General features: G+C 60.8%; 14 protein-coding genes. 11 read left to right on the forward strand and 3 right to left on the reverse strand.

Going from position 1 to position 12,094, the window contains the following annotated elements:
* The first annotated feature begins 27 nt into the window (after positions 1-27).
* Complete coding sequence (locus DMY87_RS07060; RefSeq protein ID WP_245408847.1) at positions 28-2,547, forward strand: sensor domain-containing protein; 2,520 nt, start codon at positions 28-30, stop codon at positions 2,545-2,547.
* A gap of 35 nt (positions 2,548-2,582) precedes the next feature.
* On the opposite strand, the gene DMY87_RS07065 is transcribed toward DMY87_RS07060, so the two are convergent.
* Positions 2,583-2,897, reverse strand: a complete 315-nt coding sequence (locus DMY87_RS07065; protein ID WP_110790594.1) for a DUF1476 domain-containing protein — start codon at positions 2,895-2,897, stop codon at positions 2,583-2,585.
* A 242-nt stretch (positions 2,898-3,139) separates the two neighbouring features.
* Between DMY87_RS07065 and purC the strand changes: the two genes are divergently transcribed.
* From purC to DMY87_RS07090, 5 genes are read left to right on the forward strand one after another with little or no spacing between them, the layout of a single operon-like run.
* Positions 3,140-3,904 (forward strand): phosphoribosylaminoimidazolesuccinocarboxamide synthase, encoded by a 765-nt coding sequence (gene purC, locus DMY87_RS07070; RefSeq protein ID WP_110790595.1) that lies wholly within the window; start codon positions 3,140-3,142, stop codon positions 3,902-3,904.
* 18 nt (positions 3,905-3,922) lie between these two features.
* The gene (gene purS, locus DMY87_RS07075; RefSeq protein ID WP_110790596.1) at positions 3,923-4,165 is read left to right on the forward strand and encodes a phosphoribosylformylglycinamidine synthase subunit PurS; all 243 of its coding nucleotides are present in this window, start codon (positions 3,923-3,925) and stop codon (positions 4,163-4,165) included.
* Between the two features lie 21 nt (positions 4,166-4,186).
* On the forward strand, positions 4,187-4,444 hold the full coding sequence (locus DMY87_RS07080; protein ID WP_110790597.1) for a hypothetical protein: 258 nt from the start codon (positions 4,187-4,189) through the stop codon (positions 4,442-4,444).
* Entirely contained in the window at positions 4,441-5,112 is a 672-nt protein-coding gene (purQ, locus tag DMY87_RS07085; protein WP_110790598.1) for a phosphoribosylformylglycinamidine synthase subunit PurQ, read from the forward strand. The genes DMY87_RS07080 and purQ overlap by 4 nt, the downstream gene beginning before the upstream one ends.
* A 59-nt stretch (positions 5,113-5,171) precedes the next feature.
* The gene (locus DMY87_RS07090) at positions 5,172-5,561 is read left to right on the forward strand and encodes a hypothetical protein (protein WP_110790599.1); all 390 of its coding nucleotides are present in this window, start codon (positions 5,172-5,174) and stop codon (positions 5,559-5,561) included.
* Here the strand turns inward: DMY87_RS07090 and DMY87_RS24585 are convergent, their stop codons facing one another.
* A complete protein-coding gene (locus tag DMY87_RS24585; protein WP_110790600.1) occupies positions 5,562-5,816 on the reverse strand; it encodes a DUF1127 domain-containing protein in 255 nt (84 codons plus the stop codon). It abuts the gene before it with no gap.
* An 83-nt stretch (positions 5,817-5,899) separates the two neighbouring features.
* Between DMY87_RS24585 and DMY87_RS07100 the strand changes: the two genes are divergently transcribed.
* From DMY87_RS07100 to DMY87_RS07110, 3 genes are all read left to right on the forward strand, one after another.
* Entirely contained in the window at positions 5,900-7,318 is a 1,419-nt protein-coding gene (locus tag DMY87_RS07100; RefSeq protein ID WP_110790601.1) for an aminotransferase-like domain-containing protein, read from the forward strand.
* 137 nt (positions 7,319-7,455) lie between these two features.
* On the forward strand, positions 7,456-9,678 hold the full coding sequence (purL, locus tag DMY87_RS07105) for a phosphoribosylformylglycinamidine synthase subunit PurL (protein ID WP_110790602.1): 2,223 nt from the start codon (positions 7,456-7,458) through the stop codon (positions 9,676-9,678).
* Between the two features lie 112 nt (positions 9,679-9,790).
* Positions 9,791-10,024: a BolA/IbaG family iron-sulfur metabolism protein gene (locus DMY87_RS07110; protein ID WP_062278593.1), complete on the forward strand. Its 234-nt coding sequence runs from the start codon at positions 9,791-9,793 to the stop codon at positions 10,022-10,024.
* A gap of 70 nt (positions 10,025-10,094) precedes the next feature.
* Here DMY87_RS07110 and DMY87_RS07115 read toward each other — a convergent pair whose 3' ends face one another.
* Positions 10,095-11,237, reverse strand: a complete 1,143-nt coding sequence (locus DMY87_RS07115; protein ID WP_110790995.1) for a hypothetical protein — start codon at positions 11,235-11,237, stop codon at positions 10,095-10,097.
* Positions 11,238-11,359: 122 nt separating this feature from the next.
* On the opposite strand from DMY87_RS07115, the gene DMY87_RS07120 reads away from it, so the two are divergent.
* Both DMY87_RS07120 and grxD read left to right on the forward strand, forming a co-directional pair.
* Complete coding sequence (locus DMY87_RS07120; protein WP_110790603.1) at positions 11,360-11,581, forward strand: hypothetical protein; 222 nt, start codon at positions 11,360-11,362, stop codon at positions 11,579-11,581.
* Between the two features lie 98 nt (positions 11,582-11,679).
* Positions 11,680-12,012, forward strand: coding sequence for a Grx4 family monothiol glutaredoxin (gene grxD / locus DMY87_RS07125; RefSeq protein ID WP_110790604.1), 333 nt, complete (start codon positions 11,680-11,682; stop codon positions 12,010-12,012).
* The last annotated feature ends 82 nt before the right edge of the window (positions 12,013-12,094 follow it).

A 12,094-nucleotide genomic window follows, 5' to 3' on the forward strand; every position in this document is an offset into this window, starting at 1 on the left:
GGCAGCTTTCCGGTTCAGAGCACGACCTTGCGCAAAAACGCTGCAGTCCAAGCACATTCGGCCAACGCGCGCAGTCTGACGCTGTCCAACCTCGCTTGGCCGACCGCCTTGCTCGACGCCGACGGCGTCATTCTCGATCGCAATCTGGCTCTTGTTGACATTCTGGCATTGACCGGCACCGACAGCGTCTGCTTTGCAGACTACCTGGACAGCGATGACGCAACCGCTCTCGACCTGGCGAAGAACAGACTTCTGAACCCTGGGGACATCACCCAGATCGAGATCCGGATCACAGCGGGGACCACGGTCCGACATTTTCTCGCGTCTCTCTCGAGGGCACCCGCCACGGCCGGTGCCGTCCTCTTGCAGCTTGCCGAGATCACGCGGCTGAAAGCCGATATGGCGGACCTTGCCATTCGCGAAAGCCGCTGGAACCACGCATTGGTCTCGTCCGCCTCCGGTGTCTGGGACCAGCGGATGAACGGCGACTACTATTATTCCGATATCTGGCGCCGGATCCGCGGTCTCGGTCCAAATGATCCCATTCCGCCAACCACCGAAATCTGGCTGGAATCGGTGCATCCCCACGACCGCGAACATGTGCTGCATTGCATCGAACGGCAGAATTCAGGAGACCCTGCTTATCTGACCTTTCAGTATCGCGAACGCCATCACGACGGTCACTACATCTGGATCGAATGCCGCGGCGCATGCATCGAAACGGACGACCAGGGGCGCGCGCTTCGAATCACCGGCACGGACACCGACGTCACGGCCCGCAAAGCCCAGGAGGAGTGGCAGGAAGGCCTGTCTCGGCGCCTGCGCCTGGCACTCGACATTTCGCGCATCGGTGTCTTCGAGACCGACTTCGACGCCGGCATCAGCGTCTGGGACGACGCCATGCGCCATATCTTCGAAGTTGATGAAGAGGACGAGATCCGGATCGGCGACCGGTGGGAGGAAAAGCTCCACCCCGACGACCGCGAACGGGTCCTGGCCAATGTTACCCGGCGCATTGAGATGCGGGAAACCTTCACCGACGATTACCGCATCATCGCACGGGACGGCAGCACACGGTACATCCGCGCCAACAGCCTGCCTTATGTCGACCACGACGGCCGCCTGAAGATGATCGGCGTCAACTGGGACGTGACCGAAGACCGGCGCCTGCGCGAGGAACTGGAGCGCCAGAAGGCGCTGGCGGAGGCACGCAACGAGGAGCTGGAACGCACCCGTATTGCGGCCGAACACTCGGCACTGCATGACTACCTGACCGGACTGCCCAACCGCCGCTTCCTGGAGCAACGGATCGACGACTGGCGGGCCGTGCCTGAAGCGGAGCGGCACGGCATCGCCATCCTGCACATCGACCTCGATCGCTTCAAGCAGATCAACGACACCCTGGGCCACAGTGCCGGCGATGCCATGCTCAAACATGCTGCCAAAATTCTGCGAGACAGCATTCGTCCCAGCGATTTCGCCGCCCGCATTGGCGGCGACGAATTCGTCCTCCTGGTCGCGCATTCCGGCACGACCACAGCCTTGTCCGACGTCGCCGCCCGGATCATCGAGACCATGCGTCAACCCGTCTGGTACAACGGGCACGAATGCCGATTCGGCGCGAGTATCGGCATCGCCTACTCCAACGACCGGCTGGCTGACCCGCGCCAGCTGCTACAGAACGCCGACATTGCGCTCTACAATGCGAAAAACCTAGGCCGGAACCGCTACGAGTTCTACAAGCCGTCCAGCCGCAGCATGCTCGTCGATGCCCACCGCCTCTCGGACCAGTTGCTGCGCGGACTGGAGCGCGACGAGATCATTCCATACTATCAGCTGCAGTTCGATGCGCGCACCCGCGACATCACCGGTGCCGAATGCCTGGCGCGCTGGCAGCATCCGGAACATGGAATCCTCGGTCCGGACCGCTTCCTGGCCGTCGCCGAAGACTGCGGCGTGATCGCCCAGGTCGATCGCATCATCCTGGAGAAATCCCTGGCCGATGTCGCGCGCTGGAAAGCACTCGGCCTGGATATCCCGAAGATTTCCGTAAACGTCTCCGCCCGCAGGCTCAACGACCCGGACCTCGCCCAGGGCCTGTCGAAGCTCGACATCAAGCCGGGCACGGTCTCCTTCGAACTTCTCGAAAGTGTCTTCCTCGATCGCCAGGACGAAGTCGTGCGAACCAATCTCGAGACGCTGCGTCGCCTGTCGATCGGCATCGAAATCGACGATTTCGGCACGGGTCACGCCTCGATCGTCGGCCTGCTCAACCTGAAGCCGGGAACGTTGAAAATCGACCGCCAATTGATCGAGCACCTGCCGGAAAGCCAGGAGCAACGGGTCCTGGTCATGTCGATCATCCAGATCGCCCGCTCGCTGAAAATCAAGGTGGTCGCGGAAGGCGTCGAGACGGAGGAACACGCGCGCATCCTCAAACGTCTCGGCTGCGACGTTCTGCAGGGCTATGGCCTTGCCAGACCGACAGATTTCGAACGGACGACCATTCGGCTGCGGGAACAAAGAAAATCCGCCCAGGCCGGTTAGCCTGAGCGGATCGATGGGTCTCTGACGTTTTCGAATCAGGAATTCTGGATCTGCTCGATCGCCTGACCGAGGAAATCGACCATCTTGCTGCGCAGCTCTTCATCGGTGATCGAGACACCGCCGGCCGAGAGATCGGCCTTCAGCTTGCGGATGACGTCTTCATCACCGGCTTCCTCGAAATCGGATGCGATGACTTCCCTGGCATAGGCCTCTGCATCGGCCTTGCCGAGCAGACCGGCGGCCCAGAGCCCGACCAGCTTGTTGCGACGCGCTTCTGCCTTGAAGCGAAGCTCCTGATCATGTGCGAACTTGTTTTCGAACGCCTTTTCGCGATCACTCATGCCGCTCATCTGAATCTCCCGTATTGTGCCGTCGTTGTGCGGTGACGTTTCCCCATTAATCAAAAGGGAGTACAAAGTGCAATGCAAACTTCCGCGATTCCGGGTGAGTCCCTGATGACGCGACGTTTTGGCAGGAAGGGGTGATCTGCGCATTGTGAAAACCGAGGTTTTCCGTTAAGGGACCGCTTCAAAGACCGATCCACTGCGTCCGCGCATTTGCGCCGAGATGCCAACAACAGAGAAAACCACTCATGAACCGTCGCCGCCGCGTTTACGAGGGCAAGGCAAAGATCCTCTATGAGGGTCCCGAGCCCGGCACGCTGATCCAGTTCTTCAAGGACGATGCAACGGCATTCAACAAGAAGAAGCATGAAGTCATCGACGGAAAAGGCGTTCTGAACAACCGCATCTCCGAATACGTCTTCACGCATCTGAACAAGATCGGCATCCCGACCCATTTCATTCGCCGCATGAACATGCGCGAGCAGCTGATCAAGGAAGTCGAGATCATCCCGCTCGAGATCGTCGTGCGCAACGTTGCCGCGGGCTCCCTGTCTGCCCGCCTCGGCATCGAGGAAGGCGTGGTCCTGCCGCGCTCCATCATCGAATTCTACTACAAGTCGGATGCGCTCGGCGATCCGATGGTCTCGGAAGAGCACATTACCGCCTTTGGCTGGGCCAACCCGGCCGAACTCGATGACATCATGGCGCTTGCCATTCGCGTCAACGACTTCCTCTCCGGCCTCTTCCTCGGCATCGGCATCCAGCTTGTCGACTTCAAGATAGAATGCGGCCGCCTCTATGAAGGCGACATGATGCGCATCATCCTGGCCGACGAGATCTCGCCGGACAGCTGCCGCCTCTGGGACATCGAGACCCGCGAGAAGCTCGACAAGGACCGCTTCCGTCACGACATGGGCGGGCTGCTTGAAGCCTATCAGGAAGTCGCCAAGCGTCTCGGCATCATCAACGAAAACGAGCCCCTGCGCGGCACGGGCCCGGTTCTGGTCAAGTAAGTTTTGGAGAGAGTACAAGTGATCAAGGCACGCGTCACCGTCACCCTGAAAAACGGTGTCCTGGATCCCCAGGGCAAGGCCATCGAGGGCGCACTCGGTGCCCTCGGCTTCGAGGGCGTCGGCCAGGTCCGCCAGGGCAAGGTCTTCGACCTCGAAGTTGAAGGTTCCGACAAGGCGAAGGCCGAAGCCGACCTCAAGGCCATGTGCGAAAAGCTCCTCGCCAACACGGTAATCGAGAATTATACTATCTCCATCGCCTGAGGGTTGAAGGAGACGCGCGATATGGCTGAAGTGACCAGCGAATTGATGTTCGAGCTTTTGAAGCGAGTTCACGCCGACATTGCGGACATCAAACTGGGCCAACGAGAGCTGAAAGCAGACATGAATGCGATGCGCGGCACCTTGGTGTCGGTGCATCAGGACATTCATAACATCCATACGACGCTTGCTCGCCATGAGACGCGTCTGGATCGCATTGAAAATCGCCTGGAGCTGCGGGAGTTCCAGGAAGCCCAGCTAAGGTTTGAGCCACAGCCATGAAATCAGCCGTCGTCCAGCTCCCAGGCCTCAATCGTGACCGTGACATGATCGCGGCGCTGACCAAGATCTCCGGCCATGCGCCTGTCACCATCTGGCAGACCGAGACCGAGATCCCGGATGTCGATCTGATCGTCATTCCAGGCGGCTTCTCCTATGGCGACTATCTACGGTGTGGCGCGATTGCCGCCCGCATGCCGGTCATGCAGGCGATCAAGGACAAGTCCGAGCAGGGCGTCAAGGTCATCGGCGTCTGCAACGGCTTCCAGATCCTGGTCGAGGCGGGCATGCTGCCGGGCGCCCTGATGCGCAACCAGTCGCTGAAGTTCGTCTGCAAGGAAATCAAGCTGGAAGTCGTCAACGCCGACACCGACTTCACTCGCGCCTATGCCAAGGGCCAGATCATACGCTCGCCCGTCGCCCATCACGACGGCAACTACTTCGCCGATGCCGAGACGCTGAAAGCGATCGAAGGCAATGGCCAGGTCGTGTTCCGCTATGCCGAAGGCACGAACCCGAACGGCTCGATGAACGACATCGCCGGCGTTGTGAATGCCAAGGGCAACGTGCTCGGCATGATGCCGCATCCGGAAAACCTGATTGAAGCCGCCCATGGCGGCAATGACGGGCGCGGCATCTTTGCCTCGGCCCTCGATGTCATCGCCGCCTGAGGTAAGCTTCGCTTAACCCTATGAATGTTAGAGAGGCGGCACACAGCCGAAAGATCGCCATGCGCCGCCTCAGCCTTTCTCTCTTCCTGATTTCCGTCGCAGCGCTTTCCGCCTGCAAGCCCGACGCGCCGGCACCACGAGCAGCAACAGGTCAGTCCGCACTTGACGTGATGGAACTGGTTGCCGTTGGCGCAAACCGCTGCTGGTTCAAGTCAGGCGACCCTGATTTCAAGGCGTATTCACTGGCACCGGAACTCTCGTCCTTCTCGGGCAGGCCGCGCATCTTGCTGGTCCGCAAGGGCTCCAGCGACATCCGGCCTTTGCTGGTCGTTCAGGCGGAAGGCAAGCCGGCCAGACTTGACGCGTTTGGTCCGTTAATGGGCGAAGCGCTCGCACCCCGCATCCGCACAGACGTCATCCGCTGGGCCAAGGGCTCCAAGGATTGCTGATCAGAACGGCGGCAGCGACGCGCCATTGAGGCGAACCATAAGGCTCCGCCTCGCTTCCCGCCGCGCTTCACCTTCGCTAAGCCCGATGTCGCGCAACTGACTTTCCGTCAACTCCGACAAGGCCTGCCGCGACCGAGAGCGGCTTGACCATCCCATCACGCGACGAGAGAGCATACCCCAAAAAGCGGCAATACCGACGGGCCGGAAGGAGACGGATTGCTCGGCTGGCGAGGAAATTGTATCGATTGTCATCATATCACTCTTGCTGGCTGCCTGTATGCATCGAGCAAGAGATATGAATTGACTCAATGACGGTGACAATATAGAGAATTGTCCCCATGACAAACTGGCTCCCCTCCCTCACCAGCGGTCACGGCCCGCTGTATGTCCGCATCGCAGATGATGCGGAAAACGCCATAAAATCAGGTCAACTTGCGCATGGCACCAAATTGCCGCCGCAACGGGATCTCGCTTATGACGTCGGGGTGACAATAGGGACAATTTCTCGTGCCTATGCACTTCTGCGCGAGCGCGGCCTTGTGAGTGGCGAGGTTGGCCGCGGCACCTATGTGCAGGCAGACACCTCCGATCCCACGGCTGTTGCGCGCGATCCGGTGACAATCACCTATGGCGGCACCCGGGCGATGAGCCCGCCGCCAGGCAAGTTGCGCTTCGACACGACGGCTGCGATCGACGTGGGCCAGGCCGCAGTTGTCGGGCGGATCATGACCGAAATCGCTTCGCAGCATCCCTCGGAAATCTCCAGTTATACCCGCACGCTCTCGCCGGATTGGCAGGAAGCCGGCAAACAGTGGCTCTCGGCCGGCAACTGGTCGCCGGAAGCCTCGCAGATCCTGCCGCAAATGGGAGTCCATGCCGGGATCAATGCGGTGATCGCAGCGGTGACGGGCACAGGTGACCGGGTCGTCTGCGAGCACCTCACCTATTCGCAGGTCTCGCGCAGCGCCATGGTCATGGGCCGCCAGATTGCACTGGTCGATTCGGACAGTGACGGGATCCTGCCGGCGGATTTTGAACGGGTCTGTGCCCGCGAACACCCCAAGGCGGCTTTCATTATGTCCTCGGGGCAGAACCCGACGCTGGCTTGCCTGACACTCTCGCGACGCCAGGACATTGTCACCATCGCCCGAAAATACAATGTCTGGCTCATCGAGGACTACCTCTATGGCGGCATGATCGCCGACGGCATCCCGCTTCTGGCTGAACTGGCGCCGGACCGAACCTTTCTGCTGAACGGCTTGTCGAAATCGGTTGCAGCCGGCGTGCGCGGCGGCTGGGTCGCCTGTCCGCCACATATGAGTCAGCGCGTGCGTGTGACCCAAAAAATGGTGACCGGCGGCTTGCCCTTCCTGCTCGCCGAACTCTCCGCAAGGCTGGTCCTGTCAGGTGCCGCCGCCGAGATTCGCAGCCAGGTCCTTACCGAAATCTCAGCCAGAGAAGCAATCGTCCGCCAGCTCTTCGAGGGCCACGAGTTTCGCTCTCACTCTCGCCTGCCCTTCTTTTGGCTGAAGCTGCCCGAACCCTGGATGTCCGGCACTTTCAAGCAGGCGGTGCTCGACGCAAATGTGCTGATTGATGACGAAGACGAGTTCAAGCCGGCACGATCTGCGCGGGTCTTCCACCACGTCCGAGTCGGCTTCAGCGAAGGGCGTGATCGGACACTGTCATCGGAAGGCTTGAAGACGGTTCGGCGCATTCTGGACCAGTCTCCGCTCGGCACCAGCGCCATCGTCTGAGCCGGACCGCGAGACGCATCCATCGAACCACGAAAGCGGCAGGAAAGGCTTAATCGGGCGCATTTTTCAAGTGCGCCGGGCGCAGGCTTGCGTTATAGCCTGCCTCGAAACCGATCTCCCATTTCCCTGAGAGCCAGATGACCGTTTCCAACTCCCGTCCCATCACCGCAGAATTGATCGCAAGCCACGGCCTGAAGCCAGACGAATACGATCGCATCCTGAACCTGATCGGGCGCGAGCCGACCTTCACCGAGCTCGGCATCTTCTCGGCGATGTGGAACGAGCACTGCTCCTACAAGTCTTCCAAGAAGTGGCTGAAGACGCTGCCGACCAAGGGGCCGCGCGTCATCCAGGGGCCGGGCGAAAACGCCGGCGTGGTCGACATCGATGACGGCGATGTCGTGGTCTTCAAGATGGAGAGCCACAACCACCCGTCCTACATCGAGCCTTACCAAGGGGCTGCAACCGGCGTCGGCGGCATCCTGCGCGACGTCTTCACCATGGGCGCCCGTCCGGTGGCTGCTATGAACGCGCTGCGTTTTGGCGCGCCCGATCATCCGAAGACCAAGCATCTCGTGGCCGGTGTTGTTGCCGGCGTTGGCGGCTACGGCAATTCCTTCGGTGTTCCGACGGTGGGCGGTGAAGTCGAATTCGACGCCCGCTACAATGGCAATATCCTGGTCAACGCATTCGCTGCCGGCCTTGCCAAGGCGGACGGCATCTTCCTGTCGGAAGCCAAGGGCGTCGGCCTTCCCGTTGTCTATCTCGGCGCAAAGACCGGTCGCGACGGCGTCGGTGGGGCCACCATGGCGTCTGCAGAATTCGACGAATCGATCGAAGAGAAGCGTCCGACCGTTCAGGTTGGCGACCCCTTCACCGAAAAGTGCCTGCTCGAAGCCTGCCTCGAACTGATGCAGACCGGCGCCGTCATCGCCATCCAGGACATGGGTGCCGCCGGCCTCACCTGCTCGGCCGTCGAAATGGGCGCCAAAGGCGGCCTCGGCATCGAGCTGCAGCTCGACAAGGTGCCGGTGCGCGAAGAGCGCATGACGGCCTACGAAATGATGCTGTCGGAAAGCCAGGAGCGCATGCTCATGGTGCTCGAGCCTTCCAAGGAAGAGGTCGCCAAGGCGATCTTCGTCAAGTGGGGTCTCGACTTCGCGATCGTTGGCTACACCACCGACGACCTGCGTTTCCGCGTCATCCATCAGGGCGAAGAAGTCGCGAACCTGCCGATCAAGGAACTCGGCGACGAAGCCCCGGAATACGACCGCCCCTGGATCGAGCCCAAGACCCCTGCCCCGCTTGCCGAGAAGGACATCCCGGCCGGTGACGTCGCAGACGCGCTGCTCAAGCTCGTTGGCTCTGCCAACAACTCCTCGCGCCGCTGGGTCTACGAACAGTATGACACCCTGATCCAGGGCAACTCGCTGCAGCTTCCGGGCGGCGATGCCGGCGTTATCCGCGTCGAAGGCCATGCCACCAAGGCGCTCGCCTTCTCCTCCGACGTCACGCCGCGTTACGTCGAGGCCGACCCGTTTGAAGGCGGCAAGCAGGCGGTTGCCGAATGCTGGCGCAACATCACCGCGACTGGCGCGCTTCCGCTCGCCGCCACCGACAACCTCAATTTCGGCAATCCCGAACGCCCTGAGATCATGGGCCAGTTCGTCTTTGCGATCAAAGGCATCGGCGAGGCTTGCCTCGCACTCGACTTCCCGATCGTCTCCGGCAATGTCTCGCTCTACAACGAGACCAATGGCCAGGGCATCCTGCCGACACCGACCATTGCCGGCGTTGGCCTGATGGCGGACTGGAAGAAGATGGCGCGCATCCGTTTCGCCGCCCAGGGCGAGGCGATCCTGCTCGCTGGCGCACCGTCCAGCTGGGGCACACATCTCGGCCAGTCGGTCTATCTGCGCGACATTCATGGTCGCACGGACGGACCGGCCCCGCATGTCGATCTCGAACACGAGAAGAAGGTCGGCGATTTCGTTCGCGGCCTCATCAACGATGGTCTGGCGACCGCCGTCCATGATTGCTCGTCGGGTGGCCTCGCTCTCGCCGTCGCCGAAATGGCTATGGCTTCGGGCATCGGCGCCCACGTCAATGCGCTGAGTGATGCAAACCCCATCGCCGTCTTCTATGGCGAGGACCAGGGCCGTTATGTGCTGACAGTCGCCGAAGACAATGTCGACCAGGTCCAGGTCCGCGCCGAAGCCGCAGGCGTCTTCTGCCCGTGGATTGGCCGCACGGGCGGCACCAATGTTGTCCTCGGCGATGCCAAGCCGGTATCCGTCGAAGCGTTGAAGGCGGCCCATGAAGGCTGGTTCCCCGCACTGATGGAAGGCGAAGTCGCCTGACGGCCCGATCACGTCCCTGTGGAGCATGGGGTGGCGACTGCCATCCCCATTGAAAGAACTGGTCGGATGGCCGATAGTCGGCCATTGCTGATTTGCATGAGGGATCCGTTACATGCCGATGAAACCAGGCGACATCGAAGACATGATCAAGGCCGGCATTCCGGGAGCGAAGGTCGTTATTCGCGATCTCGCCGGGGACGGCGATCACTATGCCGCCGAGGTTGTCGCCGAAGCCTTCCGTGGCAAGAGCCGCGTTCAGCAGCACCAGATGGTCTATGACGCCCTGAAGGGCAACATGGGGGGTGTTCTGCATGCACTCGCCCTGCAGACGAGCATTCCAGAATAACGCAGTCCAGAGCTGACTTGCGTTGAAAAAAGCCTGCCGCAATCGCGGCAGGCTTTTTTGGTTTGGAAAATCAGAAAACCGGTGGCCGTGCCGAGTGCAGGTCCGAAAATGACAGTGCCGGCAAGGGACCGGCCGTCATCAGGGTGAAGTCGAATCCGCTCTTCTGGTCCGGACCCAGCACATATTGCCGGTGCATGCGCAGGAAGTCCCGGCGATTGCGTCCATAACGCTCGGCCGACATGGCGTTCTTGAAGCGCACAAAGACCAGCTTCGGCTGCGGCGCATCGGGATGGCCCGATAGCGCGACCGTCTGACATTTGTAGAGATGGATCGGGTCGGTCAGGCACTGGATGTCGAACCAGTCCACCTGGGTGTGGCGCGCCACAAGCCCGATCCTGTGCCTCAGCAAGGTCGCACTCGACAGAAGGCTGCATTGCAGAGCCGCCCCACCCAGGGTGACGAAAGTGATCCGCCGATCTCTCAACACCGGCGAGTTCCGCTCGATCAGACGGCCGATCACCGACAAAGCGAGGCTCGCGCCCATGCTGTGCGAGGTCACGAGGACCTCGTCTGCGGATGTCGCAAGCGCCCGTTCGGCGCGATCTGCCTCCCGCTCGATCCAGGCCGCCACCTCTTGCCCGTTCTCGGCGATGGCGACCGCCAGGCGCCAATCGGCCAGCAGATGCAGCACATGGTAACGATCGGAAAGGCGCATCCAGCCGTAACGGAATGCGGCATAGCCGAGTGGCAGAGAGAGGAGAAGCCAGAGCGGGTGGAGATCAATCGTCAGAGGCAGTGCCGCGATCTCGACACCAATGGCGATGCCGAGCGCGATGAACAGATAGGGAAACAGGAAGAACAAGCCGAAACGCCAGGCATGACGGAAATAGGCAAAGGCGGCTCCCTGGACTACGAGTGCAAGACCAGCACGGAACCCGGCAGCAATCTGCCGCCAGAGACTGTCGCGACGCAGGCTTGCGATCAGGTCGTTGTGGTCGTGGATGTGGATCTCGCTACTGGTGACCCAACCGTCGCCAGCCGCATCGACGATAAAATGCGCGTTCTCAGGCATGCCGGACATCGGCCCGACGGCGAAGCGGCTTTCCCAGACGCGCGCTGCTTGGGCTGCGGATCTTTGGTATCGCTGACGATGCGCCTCAGAATCCAGGGGCTCGAAACCCGGAAAATGCAGGACGACACGACGATGGATCATGATGGCGGTCACTCGTTTCACTGCAGATCGACCGCAGGCAGCGCTTGCTAGACGAGAATTGCGCTGATTAAAAGGAGAAATGGAACAGAAGTGGGTGCACCACGGCGGGAGGATGAAAACGAATGGCTGATCTGGTCTCCGACATCGTCAAGAATGTCGTCGAAGGCGTCCTGAAAGAAATTCTGAAAAAGCCGGCAAGCAAGCGCACAAGCCGGCGCAAGCAGCAGACACGCTCCAGCACGACGGGCCGTTTCGTGAAGAAGAAGGTCAAGCGCGCCGCGCCGAAGAAGCAATTGAGCCGTCGCCGGACGGCGGCCAAACGCAGCCGCCAGCGCAGTTCCTGACAAACCTTCGCCTCTCGGCACTGGCAAAAGCGGATTGCTCTTGCTATTTGTACGGCACGCAAACCTGCCGCCTTGACCGGCATGTGAAAGGATAAGACATGAGCGCCCACGATTTCATCGACAACGAAGTGAAGACCAACGACGTGGTCCTGTTCATGAAGGGCAGCCCGCAGTTCCCGCAATGCGGCTTCTCCGGCCAGGTGGTCCAGATTCTCGACTATCTCGGTGTCGACTACAAGGGCGTCAACGTGCTGGCCGACATGGAGATCCGCGAAGGCATCAAGCAGTATTCCAACTGGCCGACCATTCCGCAGCTCTACATCAAGGGCGAATTTGTCGGCGGTTGCGACATCGTCCGCGAGATGTTCCAGGCCGGCGAATTGCAAAAGCATTTTGAAGACCAGGGTATCGCCGTTCGCGGCGCCGCCTGACAAGCTCGCCGCAAGGCATCTTCATTCCAAGGCTGAGTAGGCGTTGCCCCGGGCAACGCCTTTTGGCCGTTTAGAGGTATTC

The sequence above is a fragment of the Peteryoungia wuzhouensis genome (assembly GCF_003205195.1).
GTDB classification, from domain to species: Bacteria; Pseudomonadota; Alphaproteobacteria; order Rhizobiales; family Rhizobiaceae; genus Allorhizobium; species Allorhizobium wuzhouense.